Below are 26,161 nucleotides of genomic sequence, written 5' to 3'. Positions count from 1 at the left end.
CTAGGCTATAAAACCCCAGCCCAGGTCGAGGCCAATGTGTCCTAACCAAACTGTCCGAGAAATCCGGGTTAGCTCAGACACCCTCCGAAAGCCCGCTGCCCAGGTGTCTCCTCCGAAGGCTCATTGCCCAGGTGTCTGACACCCTCGAGAGCTAACGCCGCAAACCCGCGACGGTCTCGGCAGGGTGTCTGACACCTGCATAAGCCTGCCGCCCTGGTGTCTTCAATCCGGCGTGACGCAACGCCGTTCACGCCCGCTGCATCGCGGCCCTCGCCTTCAGCGCCCGGGCAAAGAACGCCCCCAACAGCGGCAGCAGCACGGCCGAACCGCCGAACAGCGCGGCCGCGCCGATCTCGTCCACCACGGCCCCTGCCAGCGCCACGCCCGCCGCCTGCCCCATGAAGAGGCACGAGGCAAACCATGCCACCGCCGTGCCGCGCGCGGACGGCACCATCTGCGTGGCGTTCGTCTGCAGCGTCGCGTGCAGCAGGTAATAGCCGAAGCCCGCCAGCACGCTGGCCGCCAGGCTCCATATCCAGACCGGTCCCAGCCAGTACGACAGGAACGCCACGCCCAGCACCAGCCCGCCCGCGACGGCCAGGCCGCGCTCGCCCAGCCGTTTCAGGATGCGGCCCGCGACAACCGTATAGATCAGTCCGCCCACCGCATACACGGCGACCAGCGCGCCGGCGGCGGTCAGAGAAATATCGAAGCGTTCGTGCAGGTACGAGGGAGCAAAGGCCAGCGCGCCGAACACCAGCAGCCCTTCGATGAACACCGTCGCCAGCACCACGCGCGCCCACGGTGCGCCCAGCACCAGCCGCGCCTGCGCGACGAAGCCTTGCCGAGGCGCGCCGGGATCGACCTGCGCAAAGCCGGCCGCCCGCTGACGCCGCACTTCCAGATGCAGCAGCACCCCCACGATCAGATATCCCGCCACGAGCGCGGCAAAGGCCCACCGCCAGCCGACGGTATCGGCAAAGAGCCCGCCCGCAAGCTGGCCGGCCGACATGCCGAGGATGGTGCCGGTCAGAAAGCGCGCCAGCGTCGCCTGCCGGCGTTCATAGGGAACGTTGTCGCCGATCCAGGCCATGGACAGGGGCACGATGCCCGCGCCGGCCGCGCCGGACAAGGCGCGGCAAAAGACCAGCATGTCGAGCGATCCGGCCATGACGGCGCCGGCGCTGCCCAGCGCGCACGCAACGGTCGCCACGCTGACGACACGGTACTTGCCGTAGCGGTCGCCCACCGGACCGAAGAACATCTGCAGCACGCCATAGGCCACGGCAAAGGCCGTGACGGCGCGCGCGGCCTGGCCGGTGGTGGTGCCGAATTCCGCCGCCAGTTGCGGCAGCATGGGATCACAGATTCGGAAAGCGCTGGCGCTGACGAAGGCGGCCAACGCGAGCAGCGCGATCGCGCGTGCTTCGGAGGACAGGGCGGGCATGGGAAACCGGCTGCGGGGCGAAAGTCGAAGCCCGCACCTTACCGCAGCCTGGCCCACTTGGCTTGACCGCCGGGCGAAATGTCCGCCCGGCGCAACGGTCAGTAGGCCAGTCGGTAGCCCGCGGGCATGCGGCGCGCGGTCAGCAGCATGCCGCCCGACTTCAGTTCGCGCAGCGACAGCTTGGACTGCTCGACCTTCTCGACGCGGTAGCGGTTCAGATAGATCGGATCGGTGGGATCCACCGGCTCGCCCGCCGACTTCGTGGTGCGCATCGTGTAGACGCCGTCCGCCACGCTCCAGCAGCCCGTCTCGCGCAGCGCGGGACGCGTCTTGCGGCCGATCTTGAGCAGGGATTCGTAGGACATGGTGCCGTCGGCGGACAGCACGATCAGCGACTGCATGTCGCCCGCCACATCGCGCGGACGCGAATTGGACAACCAGGTGCCGATCATCGGGTCGCCGGTCTTGGCGGGCGTGCAGGCCACCGGCTTGGGCGGTTCAGCGGGTTGGGCCTCGGTGATGGCGGCTGGCTTCCTGGCGGCGCAACCGGCCAGGATCACGATGGCGCAGGCAATGCCTGCCGTACGCAAAAACACACTGCTCATGACTTCCTCAAGACGTCCGCCGACGCGCCGCGCCGATCACACCGGCCCGTCCCAGGCGCAGCGGACTTCACGCACTCTAAATAGGCGTCAGGGAAGAATCAACGACGATCCGCGCCGTGTGCAAATGCGCAACAGTGCGGGTGCGGACGCGCCCGGAATCCGCGCGGAAACCGCAAAAATGCGTTGGTTTCTAGCGACAGCGGCTCACCCGCGACGCGCCTTCTCGCGCAGCATTTCCTCCATGCGCGCGGCGGCCGGAGACAGGCTTCTGCCGGCCAGACGGGCAATGCCCAGTTCGCGTTCGATGCGCGGCCGCGACAAGGGCACAAACGCCAGTCCCGGCGAATCCGGCGGCACGCCCAGGCGGGCCAGCACCGTCACGCCCACGCCGCGCTCCAGCATGGCCAGCAGCGACATCATGTTGGAGACGAACACCTGCCGGTCCAGCATGAACGCCGCTTGCGGATGACCGGCAAGCTGGCGGTGCGCAATGGTGCCCACCAAAGGCAGGTCGGCGATCTCGCGCCACGTCACGGACTTGCGGCCAGCCAGCGGATGGCCGCGATGGCAGACCAGGCCAAAGGCGTCGCGCATCAGCGGTTCGAACGACAGGCGGCGGTCGCGCGACACGGTGCTGCACACGCCCAATTCCACCTCGCCCGCCAGCACCATGCGCTCGACCCCCTCGGAGTTGTCGTCGAACAGGCGCAGCGACACCGCGGGATACTGCGCCCGGTAGGCGGCCACCAGTTCGGGCAGCCAGTGCGTGGCGGCGGACGCGACGGACGCCATCGTCAAGCTGCCGGCGCCATTGTTGGCCAGCCCCGACAATGCGCCGGCGACCCGGTCGTGGTGGTCAACCAGTTCACGCGCCAGCGGCAGGCAGTCTTGCCCGAAGCGCGTCAGCGTGCCGCGGTTGCCGGGCTCGAACAGCGGCTGGCCCAGGCGTTGTTCCATTTCCCGGATCGACAGGGACAACGCGGGTTGGGATCGGAAAGCCCGGACGGCTGCGGCGCGAAAGCTGCCCAGCTCGGCGACCAGCAAAAAATGCCGGTAATGGGAAATGGAGAGATCGGGAAGCGGGCGCATGGGGCGGCGGATTAGTAGAACTTATCAATCCATATGAAAAATAAAGTTTTCTGATCATAGGCCGCCTCTTAAGATGGCCGCAATATGCCTACCGCCAACCTTATCTCTCCCCCCGCCACGGACCCGCTGGACTTTGGCGTGGCCGATCGGCTGCCCGTGCGCGATGCGGGGCATGGCCGCCTGCGCATCGGCGCCGTCCCGCAAGACGGCCGGCCCGGCCTGTTGTTCGTGCCGGGCGCCTACCACGGCGCCTGGTGCTACGCGCACTATCTGGATTACTTCGCAGCGGCCGGTCTGGCGTGCGCGGCGCTGGACATGCGCGGCCACGGCGACCTGCCGCAAGACGCCGGATTTCCGAACGTCACCATCGAGGACCTGGGCCAGGACGTCGTCAGCGCCCTGGATGCGCTGGAGGCGCCGACCGTTGTCGTGGGCCACAGCATGGGCGCGTTGCCGGCGCTGCTGGCCGCCAGCCAGCGGCCCGTGGCTGGCGTCGTGCTGCTGGCGCCCTCGCCTCCGGGCGATCTGCCCGGTGCGCGGGGCTTGCCTGCCGTGCCCGGGGCAGCGCCGCGCGCCGCCCCCGGCGAGGCGGAAATCCGCTCACGGTTTCTGGCGACCACGCCTGACCGGGACGTTCGCGCGGTGGCGCGGCGCCTGTGCGCGGAAAGCCCCCAGGTTCTGAACGATAGGTACCTGCTGCGCGTGGCTATTGGCCCGGCATCGATCCGCGCGCCCGGCCTGTGCCTGGAAGCCGGACTGGATACGCATGACCGGCATCCGCCGGGACAGGATCAAGCCATTGCGCGGCGCTACGGCTTTTCGCATGCCCGGCTTGCCGGACAACCCCACTGCATGATGTACGCAGATCATTGGCAGATCAGCGCCGGCGCCATCCTGGACTGGCACCGAACGCAATTTGGCTGATCACCAGCAAGATAAACACGACAACGACAACGACGCGCCCAAGCGCACTCAGGAGACAGACATGACCATTTTCCGCTTGCTGCGTCCGGCGCTCGCCGGCGCCTGCCTGCTGTGGGCCGCGGCCTCGCACGCCGCCGGCTGGCCCGATAAGCCCGTGACGATCATCGTGCCCTCCGCGGCGGGCGGCGCGGCCGACCTGACCGCCCGCACCTTCGCGCAGTATTTGGGCGAGAAGACCGGGCAGACAGTGATCGTGGAGGATCGCCCCGGCGCCGGCGGCATCGTGGGCACCAACGCCAGCAAAAGCGCCGCGCCCGACGGCTACACGTTCCTCTTGTCCACGAACTCCACGCATTCGGCCAATCAGTTCCTGTACAGGACGCTGCCGTACGACGCGCAAAAGGATTTCGTGCAGGTCGGCATGCTGGGCACGTTCGGCACGGTGGGCGTCGTCTCGCCGGACAGCCCGTACCGGACCGTGCCCGAATTGGTCGAGTACGCCAAGAAACATCCGGGCGACGTCTTCTTCGGCTATTACAGTTCGTCCTCCCAGGTGCCGTCCGAACTCTTCAAGCAGCGGGCCGGCATCAACATCACCGGGGCGGCGTACAAGAACATCACGCAGATCATCACCGACCTGCGCGGCAAGCAGATCGGCTTCGCTTTCGTGGATTACCTGACCGCCATGGGCCAAATCGACGGCAAGGGCCTCGTCCCCATCGCCGTGACCGGCGCCCGGCAGCATGATGCCTGGCCCAGCGTGCCGACCATGGCCACCTACTATCCTGACTTCGTCGTGGCGGGTTGGCTGGGCCTGTCGGCGCCCGCCCGCACGCCACCGGAGATCGTCGCCAAAATGAACGCCTACCTGCAGGCCGCGGTGCAGGACGACGCCACGGCGCGCAAGCTGCGCGCCTTGGGATTGACGCCGGAAGCGATGGACGTGGCGCGCTTTGACGCGTTCGTGAAGGAAGACACGGCTCGCTGGAAGGAATGGATCCGGATCGCCGGCATCCAGCCCCAATAAACCTGTCCCTTTGCACTGCGGCGCGCCCTTTCTCTCTATCTATATAGAGAAGGCGCGCCTTTCTACAGCGGCAGCCGCTGCTCGTGCTTGATTTCACGCAGCGCCACAATGGTGCGCGTCTGCCGGATGCCCGGCATGTTGAACAGGAACCGGTGCAGGAAGCGATCGTAGGCTTCCGGACTTTCCACCAGGATCTTCAACAGGAAGTCCGAATCGCCGGTCACGGCATAACACTCCAGGATTTCCGGGGCATCGCGCACCGACCGCTCGAAGTTCTCGACCGTGTTTGCCGAATGCCGCTCCAGGCTGATCTGCGCAAACATGCAGCCCAGCCCCACCTTGCTGCGGTCGACCTGGGCGCTGTAGCCCTGGATCACCCCGCTCGCCTCCATCGCCTTCACGCGCCGCCATACAGGCGCGGCGGACAGCCCCACCTTCTCGGAAAGCTGCTGCGCAGAGGCCCGGCCATCTTCCTGCAGCGCCTTGAGGATGCCGATATCGGTCTTGTCCATTCGTTTGTCTCCTGGTTTTCTTGAAATACGAAATGTTCATTGCGAATTATAGGGATAGCACGATCCAAAAACGCAATAAACCTGATCCCTCGCGAACCTATCATGGTGCCAAAGACGAGGAGCATTGACTATGGACGGTACCCCCGCCGCCGCACCCGAGCTGGACCTTGATTACCAGCTTGCCGACAACCTGACCCGCGAGTCCGGACGCATCTTCCTGACTGGCACGCAGGCCCTGGTGCGCCTGATGCTCACGCAGCGCCGGGTGGACCGCGAACGCGGCCTGAACACCGCCGGCTTCGTATCGGGGTACCGCGGATCGCCGCTGGGCGGCGTGGACATGGCCATGTGGAAGGCGCAGAAGGCGCTGGACGCCAACCAGATCACCTTCCTGCCGGGCATCAACGAAGACATGGCCGCCACGGCGGTCATGGGCACGCAGCAGGCCGGCGTGCGCGCTGACCGCAATGTCGATGGCGTGTTTGCCATGTGGTACGGCAAGGGTCCCGGCGTGGACCGCGCCGGCGACGCGCTGCATCACGGCAATGCCGCGGGCGCCTCGCGCCACGGCGGCGTGCTGGTGGTGGTGGGCGACGACCACACCGCCGTGTCGTCCTCGATCCCGCACGCCAGCGAAGCGTCGCTGATCGGCTGGCAGATGCCGATCGTGCATCCGACGTCCATCGACGAATACGAGACCTTCGCGCTCTGGGGCTGGGCGCTCTCGCGTTATGCGGGCACGTGGGTCGCCTTCAAGGCCGTGTCCGAAACCATCGAAAGCGGCCACTCGTTCACGCCAGCCGCCATCCAGACCTACGACATGCCCGAGGATCCGGACATGCCGGCCGGATCGCTGGAATACTCCGCGCGCGACTTCCTGTCGCTGGCGGTCGAAACGCGCATGAACCAGCGCATGAAGGCCGTCGCCGCCTTCGCGCGCCGGCACAGCATCGACAAGCTGACCTGTCCGGCGCCCAAGGCGACGGTGGGCATCGTCACCGTCGGCAAAGCGCACCTGGACACCATGGAAGCGTTGGCGCGCCTGGGCGTGGACACGGTCACGGCGAATGCGCCGGTGCGGATCTACAAGCCCGGCCTGACCTGGCCGATGGACGAAGGCCGGTTGCTCGACTTCGCGCGCGGCCTGTCGCACATCCTCGTCATCGAGGAAAAAGGCGCAGTGGTCGAAAGCCAGATCAAGGACATGCTGTTCAACCTGCCCGAGCGGCCGACGGTCGTGGGCAAGAAGGGACTGGACGGCGAGCCGATGGTGCCGTCTGCCGGCCAGCTGCGCCCGTCGCTGCTGGCCGCGCCGCTGGCCGGTTGGCTGTCGCGCGCCGCGGGGCTGCCCGTGAACCGCGACCTGTCGGCCTTCGAATGCCAGGCGCCGCTATCCAACGACGCGGACGGCATGCGCCGCCGCCCTTACTTCTGTTCGGGCTGTCCGCACAGCACGTCGACCAAGGTGCCCGAGGGCAGCCAGGCGCTGTCCGGCGTGGGCTGCCACTACATGGCCGCGTGGATGGACCGCGACACCGGCGGACTCACGCAGATGGGCGGCGAAGGTGTCGACTGGATCGGCCTGTCCCGCTATACGAAGATGCCGCATATCTTCCAGAACATGGGCGAAGGCACGTATTACCACTCGGGCTACCTGGCCATCCGCCAGGCCGTCGCGGCGCGCGCCAACATCACCTACAAGATCCTGTTCAACGACGCAGTCGCCATGACCGGCGGGCAACCGGTGGACGGCCCGATCTCGGTGCCCCAGATCTGCCAGCAGCTGCGCGGCGAAAACGTGGCGCGCATTGTCGTCACCACCGACGAGCCCGAGAAATACCAGGGCGTGGACCTGGGCCCCGGCATCAAGGTCCACCACCGCCGCGAGCTTGACGCGCTGCAGCGCGAGCTGCGCGAGATCCCGGGCGTGACGGTCCTGATCCATGACCAGACCTGCGCGGCCGAAAAGCGCCGCCGCCGCAAGAAGAACCAGTTCCCGGACCCGGCGCGCCGCATGCTGATCAACAGCGCCGTGTGCGAAGGCTGCGGCGACTGCGGCGTGAAGTCCAACTGCCTGTCGGTCGTTCCGCTGGAAACGCCGTACGGCCGCAAGCGCGCGATCGACCAGTCCAGCTGCAACAAGGACTACTCGTGCGCGGAAGGCTTCTGCCCGAGCTTCGTGTCCGTCATGGGCGGCAAGCCCAGAAAGAGTGCGGCGCCCAAGGCCGACCAGGAACGCCTGCAGGGCATGATCGCCGGCCTGCCGCAGCCCGCCCTTCCTGCCTTGGACCATCCCTATCGTCTGCTGGTCGCCGGCATGGGCGGCACCGGCGTCATCACCATCGGCGCCATCGTGTCGATGGCCGCGCACCTGGAAGGCCTGTCGGCCGCGGTGCTGGACCTGACCGGACTGGCGCAGAAAGGCGGCACCGTCGTGAGCCACATTCGCCTTGCCCCGGCGGGCTCGGCCGCTGGCCCCGTGCGGCTGGACTGGCAGCAGGCCGACGCGGCCATCCTGTGCGATCCGGTTGCCGCGGTCGCGCCGGATTCGCTGGGCGCCTTGCGCCACGGCCACACGCAGGTCACGGTGAACACCTACGTGGCGCCTGTGTCCGACTTCACGCGCAATCCCGACGCCGCGATGCGCCCCGAGGCGCTGCTGGCCAAGATCCGTCATGCGGCGGGCGACGCGCACACGGCCGCGATCGACGCGCATGAAGCGGCGCTGGCGCTGTTTGGCGACAGCATCCTGTCGAACATGTTCATGCTGGGCTACGCCTGGCAGCGCGGCGGCGTGCCGCTTTCGCAGGCCGCCATCTATCGCGCGATCGAACTGAACGGCGTGGCGGTGGCGGCCAACCGCGCCGCCTTCGACAGCGGCCGGCTTGCCGCGCATCGCCCCGACGCGCTGGAAGGCGCGCTGCGCCCGCGGGCCCAGGTCGTACAGTTGCACATCCCCGAAACCTTCGAGCGCGCCGTGGCGCGCCGTGTCGAAGACCTGACGGCCTATCAGGATGCGGCATACGCGCAGGCGTATCGGAACGTGGTTGACGCCGTCGCGGCCCGCGAGCGGGCCCTGGCGCCCGATGCCAAGACGCCCCGCCTGGCGATGGCCGTGGCGCGCGGCCTGTACAAGCTCATGGCGTACAAGGACGAATACGAAGTGGCGCGCCTCTATACCGGCGAGACGTTCCAGGCGCAGCTGGAAGGCCAGTTCGAGGGCGACTACAGCCTGCGCTTTCACATGGCCCCGCCCATCTTCGCCCGCAAGGATCCGCGCACCGGCGTGCCGCGCAAGATGACGCTGGGTCCGCGCACGATGTCGGCACTGAAATTGCTGACGCGGCTCAAGGGCCTACGCGGCACCTGGTTCGATCCCTTCGGCCATACCGCCGAGCGCAGGATGGAACGGGCGCTGGTCACGGAGTACCGCCAGACCATCGATCAACTGCTTGCAGGGCTGACTGCGGACAACCTCGGGCAAGCGGCTACAATCGCCGCCCTGGCTGAAAACATTCGCGGCTTTGGCCACGTGAAGGCCGCCAATGTCGAGAAGTACCGGACCGATCTGGCCCGGCTCATGCAGAGCTATACAGCACCGGCCCCGCACGCCAGCGCCTTGCGGAAAACCGCATAAACAGCCGGTCTGAGTGGTCACTGACCTGGGCGCGCCTTGCGGGGCGCGCCTAGTGCATTTGGTTACAATCTTTTGTGGGATTCGTCTTATCTTCTTCTTGTCCCTGTAAACCTCGATCACTAGAATTAGTGGCCAACGAGGGGTGCTACACTACATCTTGTGGTCGCCTAAGCGCTGATTCCCGCCGGCCACGCCTTACGGACTAGCCTGTCCGGACGTTGCGACCCCCATTACAAGATCCAATTTTGACCAGACATGACGTCGTCATGTCTTCATCTACGCGCTTTTTCGCACAGGAGCTTCCATGCAGACTACGATCGCCTCTGTGACCCGGCCTTCGGCCGTGCCGCCCTCCCAAATCGATTCCCCCGCCGACGCCAACAGCGGCAAATGGGCCAGCTACAACATCATCCGCCGCAATGGCTCGGTGGTTGGCTTTGAGCCCAGCAAGATCGCCATCGCCATGACCAAGGCCTTCCTGGCCGTCAATGGCGGACAAGGCGCCGCGTCCGCGCGTGTGCGCGAACTGGTCGAAACGCTGACCGGCCAGGCCGTCAACGCCCTGGTTCGCAACCGCCCCAACGGCGGCACCTTCCATATTGAAGACATCCAGGACCAGGTCGAACTGGCGCTGATGCGCTCGGGCGAGCATGACGTCGCGCGCGCCTATGTGCTGTACCGCGAAAAGCGCACGCAGGAACGCGCCGCCGCCGCTGCCGCCGAAGGCCAGCAGAAGGCTGACGCCGCGCCGCAGGAACATGTGCTGAACGTCACCGACGCCGGCGTGCGCCGCCCGCTGGACGTGGCCGAACTGCGCGCCACCATCGTCGCCGCCGGCGAAGGCCTGTCCGAGTTCATCGACGCCGAAGCCATCCTGAAGGAAACGGTCAAGAACCTGTACGACGGCATCCCCGTCGACGAAGTGTTCAAGTCCGCCATCCTCTCCGCGCGCGCGCTGGTCGAAAAGGATCCGGCCTACAGCCAGGTCACCGCCCGTCTGCTGCTGCACACGATCCGCAAGGAAGTGCTGGGCGAGGAAGTCTCGCAAGACGGCATGGCCACGCGCTACGCCGAATACTTCCCCACGTTCATCGCCCGCGGCATCGAAGGCGGCCTGCTGTCGCCCGAACTGGCCAGCTATGACCTGACCAAGCTGGGCAAGGCACTGAACGCCAAGCGCGATCTGCAATTCGGCTACCTCGGCCTGCAGACCCTGTACGACCGTTACTTCCTGCACATCCGCGGCACCCGCATCGAACTGCCGCAGGTCTTCTTCATGCGCGTGGCCATGGGCCTGGCGCTGCGCGAGAGCGATCGCGAAGCACGCGCCATCGAGTTCTACGAGATCCTGTCCTCGTTCGACTTCATGAGCTCCACGCCCACGCTGTTCAACTCGGGCACGCTGCACTCGCAGCTGTCGTCGTGCTACCTGACCACCGTCTCGGACGACCTGGAAGGCATCTACGACGCCATCAAGGAAAACGCGCTGCTGGCCAAGTACGCCGGCGGCCTGGGCAACGACTGGACCCCGGTCCGCGCGCTGCGCAGCCACATCAAGGGCACCAACGGCGAAAGCCAGGGCGTCGTTCCGTTCCTGAAGGTTGTGAACGACACGGCCGTCGCCGTGAACCAGGGCGGCAAGCGCAAGGGTGCGGTCTGCACGTACCTCGAAACGTGGCACCTGGACATCGAAGAATTCCTGGAACTGCGCAAGAACACCGGCGACGAGCGCCGCCGCACGCACGACATGAACACGGCGAACTGGATTCCCGACCTGTTCATGAAGCGCGTCATGGAAGGCGGTGAATGGACGCTGTTCTCGCCGTCCGACTGCCCCGACCTGCACGACAAGTATGGCCGCGCGTTCGAAGAAGCCTACGTGGGCTACGAAGCGCGCGTCGCCAGCGGCGAACTGAAGCTCTTCAAGAAGATGCCGGCGCTGACGCTGTGGCGCAAGATGCTGTCGATGCTGTTCGAAACCGGCCACCCGTGGATCACGTTCAAGGATCCGTGCAACATCCGTTCGCCGCAGCAGCACGTGGGCGTCGTCCACAGCTCGAACCTGTGCACCGAGATCACGCTGAACACCAACGAATCCGAAATCGCAGTTTGCAATCTGGGTTCCGTGAACCTGGTCGCACACATGAAGCCGGCTGCCGGCGGCGGTTTCGAACTGGACCACGACAAGATCAAGCGCACGGTCAGCATCGCCATGCGCATGCTCGACAACGTGATCGACATCAACTACTACGCCGTCGACAAGGCCCGCAATTCCAACGCGCGCCATCGTCCGGTGGGCATGGGCATCATGGGCTTCCAGGATTGCCTGCAGATGATGCGCGTGCCGTACGCATCGCAAGCCGCTGTTGAATTCGCGGATCGTTCGATGGAAGCGGTGTGCTATCACGCCTACTACGCGTCGAGCCTGCTTGCCGAAGAACGCGGCCGCTATCAATCGTATGAAGGCTCGCTGTGGTCGCGTGGCATCTTGCCGCAAGACACGTTGAAGATGCTGCGTGAAGAACGTGGTGGTCACGTTGACGTTGATGATTCGAGCACGCTCGATTGGGATACGTTGCGTACGCGCATCAAAGAACACGGCATGCGCAACTCCAATTGCATCGCAATCGCCCCAACCGCCACTATTTCCAATATCATTGGCGTATCTGCGTGCATCGAACCCACTTTCCAGAACTTGTACGTCAAATCGAATCTCTCCGGCGAGTTCACGGTCGTTAACGATTACCTCGTGCGTGACCTGAAGAAACTCGGTCTCTGGGACGAAGTCATGGTCGCCGACCTCAAGTACTTCGACGGCAGCCTGTCCCGCATCGATCGCGTACCTTCCGAACTCCGCGAACTCTACGCCACCGCGTTCGAAGTCGAACCGCGCTGGCTGGTTGAATGCGCGTCGCGCCGCCAGAAGTGGATCGATCAAGCCCAGTCGTTGAACATCTACATGGCTGGCGCATCGGGCAAGAAACTGGACGACACCTACAAGCTGGCATGGACGCGTGGCCTGAAGACCACGTACTACCTGCGCACCCTTGGCGCCACCAGCGCCGAGAAGTCCACGGGACGCGGCGGCGAACTGAACGCCGTCAGCGCGGGCAATCCGTCCACCGCCAACGCCGTTGCCGCAGCACCTGTTTTGCCGGAACCCGAAGTTCTCGGGGCGGTTTGCACCATGCGGCCGGGCGACCCCGGCTTCGAAGAGTGCGAAGCCTGCCAATAACCGCCTCCGGAGAATGAATCATGATTAATTGGGACGACGACACCACCGCCACGCAACCTGCACAACCTGCCGCGCCCGCGGCGGGCGGTCAGGCTGCCCCGGAAGTCCGGGCGGCGACGGGTGTGTTCGGCGACACCGCCATGCCCACGCCGGCCGCGCCTCAGCACGCAGCCGGCTTGGCAGCCAGCGGCGCGGCAACCTCGCAGCGCGTCAAGGTTGCCGACAAGCGCATCATCAACGGCCAGACCGACGTCAACCAGCTTGTGCCTTTCAAGTACAAGTGGGCGTGGGAAAAGTACCTGGCCACTTGCGCCAACCATTGGATGCCGCAAGAGATCAACATGTCGCGCGACATCGCCCTCTGGAAGAACCCGAACGGGCTCACCGAGGACGAGCGCCGCATCGTCAAGCGCAACCTCGGCTTCTTCGTGACCGCCGATTCGCTGGCCGCCAACAATATCGTGCTGGGCACCTACCGCCACATCACGGCCCCCGAATGCCGCCAGTTCCTGCTGCGCCAGGCATTCGAGGAAGCCATTCACACGCACGCCTATCAATACATCGTCGAAAGCCTGGACCTGGACGAAGCCGAGATCTTCAACGCTTACAACGAAGTGCCGTCCATCCGGGCAAAAGACGAGTTCCTGATCCCGTTCATCGACGCGATCGCTGATCCCAACTTCAAGACGGGCACGCCCGAAGCCGACCAGACGCTGCTCAAGTCCCTGATCGTCTTCGCTTGCCTCATGGAAGGCCTGTTCTTCTACGTTGGCTTCACGCAGATCCTGGCGCTTGGCCGCCAGAACAAGATGACCGGCGCTGCCGAGCAGTACATGTACATCCTTCGCGATGAATCCATGCACTGCAACTTCGGCATCGATCTGATCAACACCGTCAAACTGGAAAATCCGCATCTCTGGACGCCGGAATTCCGCGAAGAAATTCGAGAACTCTTCCGCAAAGCGGTCGAACTCGAATACGCTTACGCCGAAGACACGATGCCGCGCGGCGTGTTGGGCTTGAACGCACCCATGTTCAAATCCTACCTGCGCTTCATCGCCAACCGTCGTTGCCAGCAGATCGGTATCGAACCTCTGTACCCTCAGGAAGAAAACCCCTTCCCGTGGATGGCGGAAATGATCGACCTTAAGAAGGAACGCAACTTTTTTGAAACTCGCGTGATCGAATACCAAACCGGTGGCACGCTGAGCTGGGAGTAACGCAGTACGCCATCGAGCCCGGCGCGGGCACGCCCTTCTCTTTCCGATGGGCGTCGCGTTCGCGACAGGCTTGATGGCAAGCTCCTTGGTCAGGGTGTCTTCGAACACGTAGAACAAGCGGTCGGCGGCCTGTGAACAGGCCGCCTGCCGGCGCCATTTGAAATGGCTCGCGCCAAAGGGGCGGGGGCCATATCAAATGGCTGTGCCGAATTCATTAGCGCAAACCGTAGTAGCTGTTGCTCGCACAGAACAGCGGCATGCGCCGATGAATAGCCCGGGCACGGTCCGCCGATTGGCGGGTCGGGGCACGGGTTTAAGTTCTGGGACCCCTGAACCTAAGGAGCATGACCATGGCAACAGCCAAGAAAGCCGTCAAGAAAGCAGCGGTGAAAAAACCCGCCGCCAAGAAGGCAGCAGCAAAGAAGGCCGCTCCGGCCAAGAAAGCTGCCGTCAAGAAAGTTGCAGTGAAGAAAGTCGCAGCCGCCAAGAAGCCGGCCGTGAAGAAGGTTGCCGCCAAGAAGGCTCCCGCCGCCAAGAAAGCGGTTGCCAAGAAGGCCGTAGCCAAGAAGGCCGTCGCGAAGAAGGCTCCGGCCGCCAAGAAGGCTGTCGCCAAGAAGGCCGTTGCCAAGAAGGCCGTTGCCAAGAAGGCCGTCGCCAAGAAAGCCGTAGCCAAGAAAGCCGTAGCCAAGAAGGCCGTTGCGAAGAAGGCCGTTGCCAAGAAGGCTGTTGCCAAGAAGGCAGTCGCCAAGAAGGCCGTAGCCAAGAAGGCGCCCGCCGCCAAGAAGGCTGTTGCCAAGAAGGCTGCCGCCAAGAAGGCCCCGGCCGCCAAAAAGGCTGTTGCCAAGAAGGCCGTAGCCAAGAAGGCTCCGGCTGCCAAGAAGGCGCCCGCCGCCAAGAAGGCTCCCGCTTCCAAGCCGGCTGTTGCCGCCAAGAAGCCTGCCGCCGCGAAGAAGCCCGCTGCGAAGAAAGCCGCTCCGAAGAAGCCCGCCACGCCGCCCACCACGGCAGCTGCCCCGGGCGCGAAGACCGCGCTGAACCCCGCCGCGTCGTGGCCCTTCCCGACGGGTGGCCGTCCTTAATCCGGACGCGCCGAAGCGTTAGCTTCATCAGAGCCGCCTGGTTTGCACCGGGCGGCTTTTTTAATGTCTGCGCGTCATGCCATCCAAATGGCTGACCCCTGCACCGGGCCCGATGCACTAGGACCGTACGCAATTTTTACGTCTGGCCGTGCGACAATTGATTCCTCTTTTTTGGGGTGATCGCGTCCATGCTCGGTGAAATCTTCCGCTTCCTTCTCGAAATCGTGTTCACGCTGTTTGGCGCGGCGCTGATTGCCCGCGCCTGGATGCACGCGATACGACTGCACCCCTTCAACCCGTTGGCGCGCGCGATCTACGGAGCCACCAACTGGCTGGTGCTGCCGCTGCGCAAGATCATTCCCGCAGGCAACAAGATCGATTGGACCAGCCTGGTGTGCGCGTGGTTGTCGGCGCTGGTCTATCTGGTCCTGTTGTGGCTGGTGGCCATCGGCGCGCTGATCCCCGCCGCGCTGCTGCCCGCCGCGATGGGCTCGGCCCTCATCATGACGGCAAAGTGGGCGCTGAACCTGGTGGTCTGGCTGACGCTGATCCAGGCCGTGCTGTCGTGGGTCAACCCGATGGCGCCGATGATGCCGCTGCTGCAATCACTGACTGCGCCGTTGCTCGATCCCATCCGCCGCATCCTGCCGCGCACCTCGATCGACTTCTCGCCGCTGATCCTCTTGATCGCGGCCCAGATCCTGCTGATGGTCCTGGCTCGCCTGAGCTACGGCATGATGGGCGTGTGATCGCCTACACGGGAATCGCGCTGTAGATCTCGATCAGCTTCTTGCGGTCGATCTTGTGGTTGTTCGACATGGGCAGCGCCGGACACGCGACCAGTTCGGACGGCACCATGTAGGGCGGCAGGCGCTCGGCCAGCCGCTCCTTCCAGCCGGACAGGGCCTGCGGCGCCAGCAGCGCAGCTTGCTCGCCCGCTGCTTCCGAGCCCGTCACGAAACCAATCAGCCGCACCGCCGTGCCATCGGGACGGCGCAGCACGGCGCAAGCGCTGGCCTCCACGCCCGGTAGCCCATGCAGGGCTTCGTCGATTTCCGCCAGCTCGATGCGGTAGCCGTTGAGCTTGATCTGGTCGTCCATGCGGCCGCGGCAGAACAGCAGCCCGCCCTCTTCCATCAGCCCCAGGTCGCCGGTGCGGAACGCGCGGCGGCCGTCGTCGTAGGTGTAGAGCTTGGCCGCGTTCAGGTCGGCGCGGTTAAGGTAGCCGCGCATCACGTGGTCGCCCACGATGCAGATCTCGCCCTCGTCCACCAGCAGCACGCTGTCCGGTTTGGCGTGGCCGACCGGCAGCGGGTCATGCGCCGCCAGCACGGCGTCGGTGACTTCGATCCAGGTGGTGGCCACCGTGGCTTCGGTCGGACCGTAGGTGTTCAGGATGGACGCATCCGGAAAGCGCTGGCGCAGCTTTTTCGCCAGCGCCGCCGGCAGGGGCTCGCCGCAGAATAGGAACGTGCGCAGCGTGGGCAGCGTCGCCGGAGAGAAGTCTCGGTTGGCCAGCTGCTGATGCGCGAACGACGGCGTGGACACCCACACCGTGATGCCGTGGGCGGCCAGCCGGGCCATCCACGGACCGGGCGCGGCAATCTGGTCGCGGGCGTTGAGCACGCAGCTTCCGCCCGACGCCAGGGTGGCAAAGACCTCGTACATGGACAGGTCGAAACTGAAGGGCGCCTGGTTCATGAACACGGGCGCCTCGCCCAGGCCAAAGCTGCCGAGCATCCAATCGCCAAGCAGGCCGACGCTTTCGCGGCCGATCTGCACGCCCTTGGGGTCGCCCGTGCTGCCCGAGGTGAACATCACGTAGGCCAGACCGCGTTCTTCCAGCATGGCGCCCTCGCCCGCCGTGAAGCTGCCGGCCGCGGCGTCGAACACGGCGGCCGCTTGCACGATCTCCACGATGCGGCGCAGGCGCTCAGGCGGATAGATGGTGTCCACCGGCACGAACGGCGCGCCGATCAGCAGCGCGCCGACCATGGCGACAAAAAAGGCGGCTTCCTTGTGGCCGTAGATCGCCACCGGCACATCGGGCGCCACGCCGTGCTTGCGCGCGGCGTCGGCCCAGGCGTGCGCCTCGGTGCGCAACTGGGCCCACGTCAGGCTGCGGTCGGCGGCGGCAACCGCCAGCGCGTCGGGCGCGCGCCCTTCGTCGGCGAACTGGAAGGACTTCAGATCGAAACGCATGCCGTGACTCCCGGCGTCAGATAGGGCTGCGGCCGCTGAACACATACAGTGCCAGCGCGGCCAGAATCAGGGTGAGGACGCGCCCCAGAAATCGCATGACGGGCTTGGCCAGCGCAGCCTGCAATGCGGGCCGGGTGCGCGCCGCGTTGATCAGCAGGTTGTGCCCCACCGAATACAGGCCGAACATCAGGCCGCTGACGATGTAATGCAGCGACAGTCCGTTCCACACCCCCATCGCCAGCAGGGTCGCGAAAATGCCGATATTCTGCGCCGCCAGGCGGTGACGGCCAAAGAAGCGGGTCTTGCTCAGCGCCTTGTAGATCGGCATGAACACGACATCGCGCAGCCATTCGGACAGGCTGATGTGCCAGCGGCGCCAGAAATCCTGCGGGTTGAGCGTGGCCAGCGGATTGCGGAAGTTGATCGGCAGCGTGAAGCCGAACAGCATCCCGATCCCGATCGCCATCGTCGAATAGCCGGCAAAGTCGAAGAACAGGTACGCGCTGTAGAGCGAGGCATTGAGCGCCACGCCCGTGAACGAATAATCGTGCGCGTCGAGCGTGGCCAGTCCGTAGCGCCAGATCAGCTCGGCCAGGCCGAATTTCTGAATGACGCCCACCATGATGAGTTCCAGCCCGATCAGCCACGTGTTCAGGTTGACCCCTTCGTAGCCGCGCTTCAGATCGGCCTGGAAGGCGCGCCAGCGGTACATGGGCCCCGCCAGCAGCGTCAGCGGGAAGAACAGGTAGATGAAATAGTCGAGCGGCGAGACGCGTTCGTTGCGCGGCGCGAACAGCAGCACGTCGATGGCGCGGAACGTGGCAAAGGACAGCCCGAGCATCGCGCCCAGGTGCGAGACCCCGGTCTTGACCAGCAGCAACGGCGTCATCGTGATGATGACGGCGAGCCAGGTGGGGATGTAGTTGCGGCGCATTGCCCACAGCGCGCCGCCGGAAATGGCCAGGAGCGCAATGGGTTGATAGGGCCGCGCCCAGAACACCGCCATCCAGACGCCCAGGCAGATGACGCCGATGATGTGGCGGTACCCGATGTGCAGCGGCATGCCGGACGAGCGGTATGCGACGAGGCCAAGGCCGCCAAACAGCGCGCCGCCAAAGAAGCTCAAGCTAGCAAAGAGTTCCATGGTGCGCTCAGAACTGCTGGTATTGGAATTCGACCTTGATCGGTCCGCCGCTGCCCGTCGTGGGCTGCGCCTGCAGCACGAACACGAGGATCACGCCCACGTACAGGCACAGATGCCAGAAGAAGCGGCGCGCCCAGGGCGCGCCCGCATTGCGGGCTTCGTCTTTACGAAAGAATTTCATCGGGAAAAATACTCCGCAATGCCTTGATCGGCCATGGCCCAGCCGAGTTCGGCCAGGTGCATGTCGTCGCGCAGCATCCCCGGCTCGAAGGGAATGCTGTAGAGATCCAGGCACCCCATCTGATAGCGGGTGCACATGCCGGTGATGGCGGCCACCACGGGGTCGAACCGTTCGACATCCAGGATGAGCTTGGGGTTGAACGGCTGGATGACGAAGTACGCCTTGACCTTGCGCTTTTGCAGCAAGGCCATCACACGCGACAGGTCGCCCAGCTCGGTGCGCGTGATCGGATCGACATCCGCGAACTCGTTGCGCGCCGGCGAGTACAGCGGCGCCAGATATTGCTGGTAGTAGTCGTCGCGCACATCGTAGGGATTGTTGCCGCCCAGGGTGTGTTCGACTTCGCGCGCTTCGTGCGTGATCCGGGACCACTGCCCGGCATTCAGGCGGGCGGACATCGGCCACGACACGTACCGGTGCGCGGGCACCGACAACTTGCTGCGCGGCTTGTCGGGCGCCGGTTCCTTGCGGGCTTGCCACCACAACGCCAGCTTGTCCTTCAGCTCGGAGACCTGGCCGTTGGCGATGAGCCACAGCAGGCCCCAGTTCGCGTTGTCGCTGATCCAGTTCTGCATCTGCTCGCGCGTGCTGGGCTGGTCCCACAGCCGGTCCCAGACCGGGCCGGTGACGTGCTCGGCAAATGCGCTGCGCGGCAATTGGCCGCCGGAGGCGAACCACGCCGGCGACAGCATGATGACCAGCCGCGTGTTGGGCGTAAGCGAATCGGACACCGATTCCAGCACGCTGACGATGCCATACGACTGGAACATCGCATGGCCGTAAGCGAGCGTCGGCACCTTCAGCTCTTCCGGGAAAAAGCGGTAGGGGACGAAACGCAGGTCGTGGCTGGAGAGCTCCGAGGATCCCAGCACCACCAGCGTGCCGTCGCTCAGGGCATTGCCCAGACGATTCAGGTTGACGTGCTGGGTGCCCCAGTCGGGGCCCAGGTTGGGCAGGTAATTGCTCTTGTTGGCCGCCAGCGCCGAGGGCGAGGACGCCGGGTTGACGACGCGGCTGAGCAGGTCATCCGCGCCGCAATACGTGCCTACCGCCAACGCCACCGCCGTCGCTGCCGCCGCGACGTGCGACAGGAACCGGGTATTACGAAGTATGGGCAGCGACATAGCCGGCAAGCACGCGGACCGACTGAAGGTGCTCTGCGATTTCGGGAGCCGGAATGCTGCAGCCGTACTCGGACTCGACCGCGAGCGTGATGTCCACGGCGGCGAGCGAATCGACCAGGCCAGTGGCAATCAGTTGCGTATCGGGGGTGACTTTCTTCATGACGATCGACTCGACGATCTCGCCGATCTTGGTGTGGAGTTCTTGCTCGGTGTGCATAGATCTTGCAGCGTAACGTTGCCTGTTCGGCAAACCATCCCCCGCCCCGGGATTTCAGGCGCTGAGGATACAGAAAACAGCTGAAACCAAACTGAAAAATTCCAGCCAGCCAGAACGGTCGCCGGATGCACGTGGTTACATTAAATCCGGACTGCCGCGCCGTCGCAATCATTGCACTTCGGCCGTCGAATCGCCATGAAACTTATGGTGGAAATGGCGAGAAAAGGCTGGGAAAGGTAACGTTCGCGGGTAAATCCGGGGGGTCGCGTTGTGAGCGAGCGACATATTTTGACGTGTCGGCCTCCTGCGGCATTTGACCCTGATTCAAGGCGGCCGCCGCCACCATGAAAAAAAGCCCGCTTGCGCGGGCTTTTTCGTACAGCGAGCTTTCCAAACGGTCGGCGCGGATTACATCGGCGTGACGCGGGTCGGACCGGCGCCGCTGATCACCTGGACACGCTGGCCCACGCTGACGGGCACGTCGGCTTCCTGGGCGACGACACGCGTTTCGCCGTTGTCCAGGCGCACCGTGATCTCCAGGCCGGAGTTCGTCTGCGCGCGGTTTTCAACGGCGTTGCCGGCCAGGGCGCCGAGGATGACGCCGCCCACCGTGGCGATCGTGCGGCCCGTGCCGCCACCGATTGCGTTACCGGCCACACCGCCCAGCGCGCCGCCGGCCACCATGCCGACGCCGCTGGACTTGTCGTTCTGAATGACGATCGGACGCACGCCAGTGACCGTACCGGTGCGGACGATCTGTTCGCGCTGCGCTTGATCGTAGCTATAGACACCGCTGGAGGCGCTGCGATTGGCGCAACCGCCAAGCACGGCCATCGACGTCACCACGGCCGCGACAGCCAACCAGCGGCCAGTGCGCGGCGTCACCAGGGAAATAGACTTTATATGATTCATTTGGACTCCTCATTCGGGCACGGCCGACGGTAACTGATGATACTCCGAGCGCAACGCCCGGCAAGTGCGCCAGCAACAGACTGAAACCCTCCGCCAGAAGCTGCAAAACGGGCCGGGAAACAACGGGCTACAGCCCGTTGCCATTGCGCATGGATTGGCCTTCGACTCGTGCTGCGTGCGCCGGTTCCCGGGAGTCCTTTTACGGTCAGGCGGGCAGATGGATGCCGTACGTGGCGTGCAGCACGGCGTCGATCTCGCCGCGCGTAGGCGCGTGGTTTTGCGGGCCGCGCGAGGCGATCTTGATGGCGCCCATCACGTTGCCCAGACGGCAACTGTCTTCCCAGTTCCAGCCGCTGGTCAGGCCATACAGCAGGCCGCCGCGCTGTGCGTCGCCGCAGCCCGTGGGATCGACCACCTGCGACGCGCGCACCGGTTCGATCTGGATGGTCTTGCCTTCGGTGTGCAGGGTGGCGCCTTCGGCGCCGCGCGTCACGACGACGGCCTGCAGGGAACGGGCGATGTCCGCGACGCTGCGGCCGGTGCGCTGCTCGACCACGCCGGCCTCATAGTCGTTGACCGTGAGCGCCTGGGTCAGCTTGAGCATGCGCTCCAGGTCCGCGCCGTCAAAGAGCGGCATGGCCTGGCCCAGGTCGAAAATGAAGGGGATGCCGCGCTTGTTCAGGCGCTCGGCATGGGCAAACATGCCTTCCTTCGCATCCGGCGCGACGATGGCCCAGGCGGCGTCGGCATCGCTCAGGTCGTTCTGCGCGGCAAAGGACATGGCGCCCGGGTGGAACGCGGTGATCTGGTTGTCGTCCAGGTCGGTCGTGATGAAGCACTGCGCGGTGAAGGTGTCGGGGATGACCTTGACGCGGCTGACGTCGACGCCCAGGTCCGACAGGCGCTGCATGTACTCGCCGGCGTCTTCGCCAACGGTGGCGACCGGCACGGGTTTGCCGCCCAGCAGGTTCATGTTGTAGGCGATGTTGCCCGAGCAGCCGCCGAACTCCTTGCGCATGCTGGGCACCAGGAACGACACGCTCAGCGACTGAATGCGGTCGGCAAGAATGTGTTCCTTGAAGCGTCCTTCGAACACCGCGATGGTGTCGAACGCCATCGAACCGCAGACCAGAACAGGGGTTGCCATGCTTGTCATCCTTTACGGAAAAAACTTGTCGAGTTGGTAGCCATTGACCTGAACGCCGGTCACTTCAATGGGGACGGAAATCTTCAGGGCGCCTTGCGGGCCGAACGGGCCGGCCAGCTGCTGCGGCGTGAGGTAGTCTTCGGGCATCAGCACCTTGCGCACGACCACCGTGTCCGAGAGATCGTTCAGTTCCAGCACCAGCGCCGGCCAATACTGCGGCTTGTCGTAGCGGTTGTGCAGCATCACGGTCAGCACCAGGCGGGTACGGCCATCGTCGATGGCGGCGGCGCCCGTTGGCGGCTGCAGCGACGACGAGGAAATGCTGATGAGATCGCGCCGGCGCGCGTAGCCAACGGTGCAGTCCAGCGGCTTGCAGACGGCTTCCAGGACCGGGCGCAGCGCCGGCACGGAGTTGGCGATGTCGGTGCGATACGCGTACAGCAGTTGCAGCGCCAGTGCGATCAGGCCCACGAGGCAGGCGTAGCCCCACAGCTTGCGCACCAGGCCGCTGCGCTCGATGCGGTCCTGGTCCAGGAATTCGGGCGGCGCCCGGCCCACGTCCGTGGCGCTGGAGTAACGCGTGCGGGTGTCGCCCAGTACCGGCTCGTGCGCGCCGGCATCCCGGTCGTCGTCTTGATCGTATTCGTCGTCGCGCTCGAGGTCCCGCACGTCGTCGTACGCGTCGTCGTAAGTGTCGTCGTGCCGGTCGTCGTGCGGGTCGTCGTGCGAGTCGTCGCGCAGACCTTCGCGCGGATCGTTGTACAGGTTGTTGCGCTCGCCGGTTGACGCGCGGCCGGCGCGCCAATCCAGCGTCGGCTCGTCCGATCGGCGGGCAACGATGGGTTCCTGGCGATACGCCGGAAGCGGGTGCGCGGGCGCAGCGCGAGGTGGCTCGGGCGCGCGCAGGAACGGCTCACCGTCCTCGTCGGCGTAATCGTCGTCTTCGATGTCGTCGTCGGCGGCGGCTTGCGGCTCGGTGCGCTTGCGAATGTCATCACGGCCACGCAGCACGGCGGGCGGCACCGCCGGCGCGGACGGCATCGTGGGCGCGGACCGGACCATGGGCGCGGGCGGCGCCTCGGGTTCGTCTTCCCAAGGCAGGACGATACGTGGTTCTTGGGGCTGGGGCGGCGCGGCCGGCGCGGGCGGCTTGGGCGGCGCGACTGCTGGCGCTCGCGCAGGGATGGCGGGCGGCGCGTAGGCGGGTTCAGGAATCGGGGCGGCGGGTGGGTGCGGCTCGGGCGCGGCCAGCACCGGCGCGGCGACGGCCGCGGCGGAAGACGGCAGCGGCGCACTGGCCGGCGCTGTCGCTACAACAGGCGCGCCCGGCGCGGACACCAGACACGCACGGCCGTCGAACACGGTGGAGCAGGCGCCGCAACGCACCAACCCATTGCGGACCCGAAGCTGGTCGGGCACCACCTTGAAAGACGTGCCGCACTGCGGGCAGCGGGTGGTCAGAGCCATGAGGCGTGCTCCTGCTGCCGCAGCTTAAGGCTTGCGGCCGTGCAGGCACACCCAGCCGTCGCGCGCGCGCCAGACCGACATGGCAAGCCACGGCGCGTAAGCGGCGGCGACTTCCTCGGCCTGACGTTCGAGCACGCCCGACAGCACCAGATGGCCGCCCGCGGCGACGCGGCCGGCCAACATGGGCGCCAGCACCTTCAACGGATTGGACAGGATGTTGGCGACAACCACTTCGAACGTTCCGTCGGCCAGCGCATCGGGCAGCATGGCCTGCAGTTCGACCTTGTTGACCTCGGCGTTGAAGACCGTGCTTTGCACCGCCTGCGCGTCGATGTCGACCGCCTGCGTGGGGCCAGCGCCCAGCTTGCGCGCGGCGATGGCCAGAATGCCCGATCCGCAGCCATAGTCCAGCACGGTCGCGCCGGCAGGCAGTTCGGCTTCCAGCCAGGCCAGGCACAGGTGCGTGGTCGGATGGCTGCCGGTGCCAAAGGCCAGACCCGGGTCCAGTTCGATATGGATGGCGCCGTCCTGGTCCGGCGCGGCCGCGGCGTCCATGCCCGGCACGTCGGGATTGTCGCGATGCCAGCTGGGGACGATCCAGAGCCGCTCGGCAATGTGGATCGGGCCGAACTGCGATTGCGTCAGGCGCACCCAGTCGGCGTCCGGCACGTCGCGCAGGCTCCAGCCGTCAAAGACTGACGCTTCGAGCTCTCCGGATTGCGCGGCTTCTTCCATGATCTGCGCGGGATCGGCTCCGTCCGGCAGCAAGGCGACGACGCGGTTGCGGTCCCAGGCCTGGACGTCGGGCTCGGTGCCGGGCTCGCCGAACAGGGGACGCTCGACGTCGGTGCCGAAGTCGGCGTCTTCGACGGAGACCGACAGCACGCCGGCTTCGAGCAACGCATCCGACAACGCTTCGGCCTGCGCCTCCGAGCAATGGAGCACGAGTTCACGCATGATTATTTCTCTTCCATCTGGTCAACGGGCCGCGGCATGCGCCGCGGCCCGATCAACCTTAAAACATCTACAAGGCAAAACGCAAAAGGGGCCGTGAGGCCCCAAAGTCGGTCAGGGACGCTGCGCCAACTTGTGTTCCAGATAATGGATGCTGGTGCCGCCTTCAATGAAGCGGGCGTCCTGCAGCATTTCGCGATGCAGCGGGATGTTGGTGGAAATGCCTTCCACCACCATTTCCGACAGCGCGATGCGCATGCGGGCCAGCGCCTGGTCACGCGTGTCGCCGTAAGTAATGACCTTGGCAATCATCGAATCGTAGTTCGGCGGCACGAAGTAGCCGTTGAACGCGTGCGAATCGATGCGAACGCCAGGACCGCCCGGCGTGTGCCAGTTCGTGATGCGGCCGGGGCTGGGCACGAAACGGAACGGATCTTCCGCGTTGATGCGGCATTCGATCGCATGGCCCTTGAACGCGATGTCGCGCTGGCGCAGCGCGAACTTTTCGCCGGCGGCGATCAGGATCTGCTGCTGCACCAGGTCGATGCCCGTGATCAGTTCGGTGACCGGGTGTTCCACCTGGATGCGGGTGTTCATTTCAATGAAATAGAACTCGCCGTTTTCATACAGGAATTCGAACGTGCCCGCGCCGCGATAGCCCATCTTGCGGCAGGCGTCGGCACAGCGATCGCCAATGCGCTCGATCAGGCGGCGGGCAATGCCGGGCGCCGGCGCTTCTTCGATCACTTTCTGGTGGCGGCGCTGCATGGAGCAGTCGCGCTCGCCCAGCCAGACCGCATTGCGGCCGCCATCGGCCAGCACCTGGATTTCGATATGGCGCGGGTTCTCGAGGAACTTCTCCATATAGACTTCCGGGTTGTTGAACGCGGCGCCTGCCTCGGAACGCGTCATCGTGACGGCGTTGAGCAGCGCGGCCTCGGTGTACACCACGCGCATGCCGCGGCCACCGCCGCCGCCTGCTGCCTTGATGATGACCGGATAGCCGACTTCGCGCGCAGTGCGCAGGATTTCCTGCGGATCTTCGGGCAACGCGCCTTCCGAACCCGGCACCACCGGCACGCCGGCTTCGATCATGGCGCGCTTGGCGCTGACCTTGTCGCCCATCAGGCGGATCGTGTCCGGACGCGGGCCGATGAACACGAAGCCGCTCTTCTCGACGCGATCAGCGAAGTCGGCATTTTCGGACAAGAACCCGTAACCCGGGTGGATTGCCTCGGAATCCGTGACTTCGGCGGCCGAGATGATGGCCGGCATGTTCAGGTAGCTTTCACGCGACGGCGCGGGCCCGATGCACACGGATTCATCGGCAAGGCGCACGTACTTGGCTTCGCGGTCGGCCTCGGAGTGGACGACCACGGTCTTGATGCCCAGCTCGCGGCAGGCGCGCTGAATGCGCAGGGCGATTTCGCCCCGATTGGCGATCAGGATTTTTTCGAACATGTTCAGCTATCAGCCAATGACGAAGAGGGGTTGACCGTACTCGACGGGCTCACCGTTTTCGACCAGGATTTCTTTGATGACGCCGGCCTTGTCGGCTTCGATTTCATTGAGCAGCTTCATGGCTTCAATGATGCACAGCGGATCGCCTTCCTTGACGGTGGCGCCGACGTCGACGAACGGGGCGGCGCCCGGGTTCGGCGAGCGGTAGAACGTGCCGACCATCGGGGCCTTCACGACGTGGCCTTGAATGACCGGGGCAGCGGGCGCGGCCGGTGCGGCGGCGGGCGCGGCGGCAGCCACGGGCGCGGCGGGCACGCCGGCTTCGGGCTGGTGGTAGGCCACCGGCTGCAGGGTCTGCGAGAACTTGACGATTCTGACCTTGCCTTCGCCTTCGGTGATTTCCAGCTCGGCGATGCCCGATTCAGCCACCAGGTCGATCAGGGTTTTGAGTTTTCGAAGATCCATAGAAGCTGCTTCCCGAGATAGTGTCGGCGTCGCCCCAGCGTCGGGTTCGCGC

General features: G+C 65.4%; 22 protein-coding genes. 7 read left to right on the top strand and 15 right to left on the bottom strand.

The features are described 5' to 3' along the window. Positions 1 to 247: 247 nt before the first annotated feature. The 3 genes from KVT32_RS25225 to KVT32_RS25215 form a co-directional block, all read right to left on the bottom strand. Positions 248 to 1,447, bottom strand: a complete 1,200-nt coding sequence (locus KVT32_RS25225; RefSeq protein WP_217618995.1) for an MFS transporter — start codon at positions 1,445 to 1,447, stop codon at positions 248 to 250. Between the two features lie 98 nt (positions 1,448 to 1,545). Continuing rightward, complete coding sequence (locus KVT32_RS25220; RefSeq protein ID WP_056327822.1) at positions 1,546 to 2,052, bottom strand: hypothetical protein; 507 nt, start codon at positions 2,050 to 2,052, stop codon at positions 1,546 to 1,548. Between the two features lie 204 nt (positions 2,053 to 2,256). Continuing rightward, complete coding sequence (locus tag KVT32_RS25215; protein ID WP_056327821.1) at positions 2,257 to 3,141, bottom strand: LysR family transcriptional regulator; 885 nt, start codon at positions 3,139 to 3,141, stop codon at positions 2,257 to 2,259. A gap of 84 nt (positions 3,142 to 3,225) precedes the next feature. Between KVT32_RS25215 and KVT32_RS25210 the strand changes: the two genes are divergently transcribed. Beyond that, positions 3,226 to 4,065, top strand: coding sequence for an alpha/beta hydrolase (locus KVT32_RS25210; protein ID WP_217618994.1), 840 nt, complete (start codon positions 3,226 to 3,228; stop codon positions 4,063 to 4,065). A gap of 61 nt (positions 4,066 to 4,126) precedes the next feature. After that, positions 4,127 to 5,092 carry a tripartite tricarboxylate transporter substrate binding protein gene (locus tag KVT32_RS25205; RefSeq protein WP_217618993.1) on the top strand — a complete coding sequence of 322 codons (966 nt, stop codon included), beginning with the start codon at positions 4,127 to 4,129 and terminating at the stop codon, positions 5,090 to 5,092. A 62-nt stretch (positions 5,093 to 5,154) separates the two neighbouring features. Here KVT32_RS25205 and KVT32_RS25200 read toward each other — a convergent pair whose 3' ends face one another. Continuing rightward, positions 5,155 to 5,604: an Lrp/AsnC family transcriptional regulator gene (locus KVT32_RS25200; RefSeq protein ID WP_008159001.1), complete on the bottom strand. Its 450-nt coding sequence runs from the start codon at positions 5,602 to 5,604 to the stop codon at positions 5,155 to 5,157. 130 nt (positions 5,605 to 5,734) lie between these two features. Between KVT32_RS25200 and KVT32_RS25195 the strand changes: the two genes are divergently transcribed. From KVT32_RS25195 to KVT32_RS25175, 5 genes are all read left to right on the top strand, one after another. Further along, positions 5,735 to 9,241 (top strand): indolepyruvate ferredoxin oxidoreductase family protein, encoded by a 3,507-nt coding sequence (locus KVT32_RS25195; RefSeq protein WP_217618992.1) that lies wholly within the window; start codon positions 5,735 to 5,737, stop codon positions 9,239 to 9,241. Positions 9,242 to 9,545: 304 nt separating this feature from the next. Further along, entirely contained in the window at positions 9,546 to 12,476 is a 2,931-nt protein-coding gene (locus KVT32_RS25190; protein ID WP_152383333.1) for a ribonucleoside-diphosphate reductase subunit alpha, read from the top strand. 20 nt (positions 12,477 to 12,496) lie between these two features. Then, the gene (locus KVT32_RS25185; protein ID WP_056327816.1) at positions 12,497 to 13,696 is read left to right on the top strand and encodes a ribonucleotide-diphosphate reductase subunit beta; all 1,200 of its coding nucleotides are present in this window, start codon (positions 12,497 to 12,499) and stop codon (positions 13,694 to 13,696) included. Between the two features lie 350 nt (positions 13,697 to 14,046). Further along, the gene (locus KVT32_RS25180; protein ID WP_062841584.1) at positions 14,047 to 14,775 is read left to right on the top strand and encodes a histone H1-like DNA-binding protein; all 729 of its coding nucleotides are present in this window, start codon (positions 14,047 to 14,049) and stop codon (positions 14,773 to 14,775) included. 188 nt (positions 14,776 to 14,963) lie between these two features. Next, positions 14,964 to 15,524, top strand: a complete 561-nt coding sequence (locus tag KVT32_RS25175) for a YggT family protein (RefSeq protein WP_056327927.1) — start codon at positions 14,964 to 14,966, stop codon at positions 15,522 to 15,524. A gap of 4 nt (positions 15,525 to 15,528) precedes the next feature. On the opposite strand, the gene KVT32_RS25170 is transcribed toward KVT32_RS25175, so the two are convergent. The 11 genes from KVT32_RS25170 to accB all read right to left on the bottom strand — a co-directional run bounded on the left by KVT32_RS25170 (position 15,529) and on the right by accB (position 26,109). Further along, positions 15,529 to 16,977 carry a D-alanine--poly(phosphoribitol) ligase gene (locus KVT32_RS25170; RefSeq protein ID WP_062841583.1) on the bottom strand — a complete coding sequence of 483 codons (1,449 nt, stop codon included), beginning with the start codon at positions 16,975 to 16,977 and terminating at the stop codon, positions 15,529 to 15,531. Positions 16,978 to 16,993: 16 nt separating this feature from the next. After that, positions 16,994 to 18,121, bottom strand: a complete 1,128-nt coding sequence (locus tag KVT32_RS25165; RefSeq protein WP_152383331.1) for an MBOAT family O-acyltransferase — start codon at positions 18,119 to 18,121, stop codon at positions 16,994 to 16,996. 7 nt (positions 18,122 to 18,128) lie between these two features. Further along, positions 18,129 to 18,302, bottom strand: coding sequence for a hypothetical protein (locus KVT32_RS25160; protein ID WP_128829895.1), 174 nt, complete (start codon positions 18,300 to 18,302; stop codon positions 18,129 to 18,131). Beyond that, positions 18,299 to 19,486 (bottom strand): D-alanyl-lipoteichoic acid biosynthesis protein DltD, encoded by a 1,188-nt coding sequence (locus tag KVT32_RS25155; protein WP_056327812.1) that lies wholly within the window; start codon positions 19,484 to 19,486, stop codon positions 18,299 to 18,301. The genes KVT32_RS25160 and KVT32_RS25155 overlap by 4 nt, the downstream gene beginning before the upstream one ends. After that, the gene (locus tag KVT32_RS25150) at positions 19,464 to 19,703 is read right to left on the bottom strand and encodes an acyl carrier protein (protein ID WP_008159625.1); all 240 of its coding nucleotides are present in this window, start codon (positions 19,701 to 19,703) and stop codon (positions 19,464 to 19,466) included. Before KVT32_RS25150 ends, KVT32_RS25155 begins: the two co-directional genes overlap by 23 nt. 408 nt (positions 19,704 to 20,111) lie before the next feature. Next, positions 20,112 to 20,615, bottom strand: coding sequence for a glycine zipper 2TM domain-containing protein (locus tag KVT32_RS25145; RefSeq protein ID WP_056327811.1), 504 nt, complete (start codon positions 20,613 to 20,615; stop codon positions 20,112 to 20,114). Between the two features lie 205 nt (positions 20,616 to 20,820). Continuing rightward, a complete protein-coding gene (locus KVT32_RS25140; protein WP_152383330.1) occupies positions 20,821 to 21,762 on the bottom strand; it encodes a carbohydrate kinase family protein in 942 nt (313 codons plus the stop codon). 12 nt (positions 21,763 to 21,774) lie between these two features. Continuing rightward, positions 21,775 to 23,229 carry a DUF3426 domain-containing protein gene (locus tag KVT32_RS25135; RefSeq protein WP_175157404.1) on the bottom strand — a complete coding sequence of 485 codons (1,455 nt, stop codon included), beginning with the start codon at positions 23,227 to 23,229 and terminating at the stop codon, positions 21,775 to 21,777. 24 nt (positions 23,230 to 23,253) lie between these two features. Further along, positions 23,254 to 24,186: a 50S ribosomal protein L11 methyltransferase gene (gene prmA / locus KVT32_RS25130; protein WP_152383328.1), complete on the bottom strand. Its 933-nt coding sequence runs from the start codon at positions 24,184 to 24,186 to the stop codon at positions 23,254 to 23,256. Positions 24,187 to 24,297: 111 nt separating this feature from the next. Further along, a complete protein-coding gene (gene accC / locus KVT32_RS25125; RefSeq protein WP_217618991.1) occupies positions 24,298 to 25,644 on the bottom strand; it encodes an acetyl-CoA carboxylase biotin carboxylase subunit in 1,347 nt (448 codons plus the stop codon). Between the two features lie 9 nt (positions 25,645 to 25,653). Continuing rightward, positions 25,654 to 26,109: an acetyl-CoA carboxylase biotin carboxyl carrier protein gene (accB, locus tag KVT32_RS25120; protein WP_063951929.1), complete on the bottom strand. Its 456-nt coding sequence runs from the start codon at positions 26,107 to 26,109 to the stop codon at positions 25,654 to 25,656. Positions 26,110 to 26,161: the final 52 nt, after the last annotated feature.

Origin of the sequence: Achromobacter sp. GbtcB20 (assembly GCF_019091095.1) — a bacterium.
Taxonomy (GTDB): domain Bacteria; phylum Pseudomonadota; class Gammaproteobacteria; order Burkholderiales; family Burkholderiaceae_B; genus Achromobacter; species Achromobacter mucicolens.
This window is presented reverse-complemented; position numbering and strand designations above follow the sequence as displayed.

What these genes read in the sequence shown, in the direction of transcription:
- KVT32_RS25200 (WP_008159001.1), bottom strand. Translation starts at nt 5,604, where the DNA reads ATGGACAAGACCGATATCGGCATCCTCAAGGCGCTGCAGGAAGATGGC.
- KVT32_RS25180 (WP_062841584.1), top strand. Translation starts at nt 14,047, where the DNA reads ATGGCAACAGCCAAGAAAGCCGTCAAGAAAGCAGCGGTGAAAAAACCC.
- KVT32_RS25170 (WP_062841583.1), bottom strand. Translation starts at nt 16,977, where the DNA reads ATGCGTTTCGATCTGAAGTCCTTCCAGTTCGCCGACGAAGGGCGCGCG.
- KVT32_RS25140 (WP_152383330.1), bottom strand. Translation starts at nt 21,762, where the DNA reads ATGGCAACCCCTGTTCTGGTCTGCGGTTCGATGGCGTTCGACACCATC.
- KVT32_RS25145 (WP_056327811.1), bottom strand. Translation starts at nt 20,615, where the DNA reads ATGAATCATATAAAGTCTATTTCCCTGGTGACGCCGCGCACTGGCCGC.
- KVT32_RS25175 (WP_056327927.1), top strand. Translation starts at nt 14,964, where the DNA reads ATGCTCGGTGAAATCTTCCGCTTCCTTCTCGAAATCGTGTTCACGCTG.
- KVT32_RS25210 (WP_217618994.1), top strand. Translation starts at nt 3,226, where the DNA reads ATGCCTACCGCCAACCTTATCTCTCCCCCCGCCACGGACCCGCTGGAC.
- KVT32_RS25220 (WP_056327822.1), bottom strand. Translation starts at nt 2,052, where the DNA reads ATGAGCAGTGTGTTTTTGCGTACGGCAGGCATTGCCTGCGCCATCGTG.
- KVT32_RS25215 (WP_056327821.1), bottom strand. Translation starts at nt 3,141, where the DNA reads ATGCGCCCGCTTCCCGATCTCTCCATTTCCCATTACCGGCATTTTTTG.
- KVT32_RS25165 (WP_152383331.1), bottom strand. Translation starts at nt 18,121, where the DNA reads ATGGAACTCTTTGCTAGCTTGAGCTTCTTTGGCGGCGCGCTGTTTGGC.
- KVT32_RS25155 (WP_056327812.1), bottom strand. Translation starts at nt 19,486, where the DNA reads ATGTCGCTGCCCATACTTCGTAATACCCGGTTCCTGTCGCACGTCGCG.
- KVT32_RS25185 (WP_056327816.1), top strand. Translation starts at nt 12,497, where the DNA reads ATGATTAATTGGGACGACGACACCACCGCCACGCAACCTGCACAACCT.
- KVT32_RS25150 (WP_008159625.1), bottom strand. Translation starts at nt 19,703, where the DNA reads ATGCACACCGAGCAAGAACTCCACACCAAGATCGGCGAGATCGTCGAG.
- KVT32_RS25190 (WP_152383333.1), top strand. Translation starts at nt 9,546, where the DNA reads ATGCAGACTACGATCGCCTCTGTGACCCGGCCTTCGGCCGTGCCGCCC.
- accC (WP_217618991.1), bottom strand. Translation starts at nt 25,644, where the DNA reads ATGTTCGAAAAAATCCTGATCGCCAATCGGGGCGAAATCGCCCTGCGC.
- KVT32_RS25195 (WP_217618992.1), top strand. Translation starts at nt 5,735, where the DNA reads ATGGACGGTACCCCCGCCGCCGCACCCGAGCTGGACCTTGATTACCAG.
- KVT32_RS25160 (WP_128829895.1), bottom strand. Translation starts at nt 18,302, where the DNA reads ATGAAATTCTTTCGTAAAGACGAAGCCCGCAATGCGGGCGCGCCCTGG.
- prmA (WP_152383328.1), bottom strand. Translation starts at nt 24,186, where the DNA reads ATGCGTGAACTCGTGCTCCATTGCTCGGAGGCGCAGGCCGAAGCGTTG.
- KVT32_RS25205 (WP_217618993.1), top strand. Translation starts at nt 4,127, where the DNA reads ATGACCATTTTCCGCTTGCTGCGTCCGGCGCTCGCCGGCGCCTGCCTG.
- accB (WP_063951929.1), bottom strand. Translation starts at nt 26,109, where the DNA reads ATGGATCTTCGAAAACTCAAAACCCTGATCGACCTGGTGGCTGAATCG.
- KVT32_RS25225 (WP_217618995.1), bottom strand. Translation starts at nt 1,447, where the DNA reads ATGCCCGCCCTGTCCTCCGAAGCACGCGCGATCGCGCTGCTCGCGTTG.
- KVT32_RS25135 (WP_175157404.1), bottom strand. Translation starts at nt 23,229, where the DNA reads ATGGCTCTGACCACCCGCTGCCCGCAGTGCGGCACGTCTTTCAAGGTG.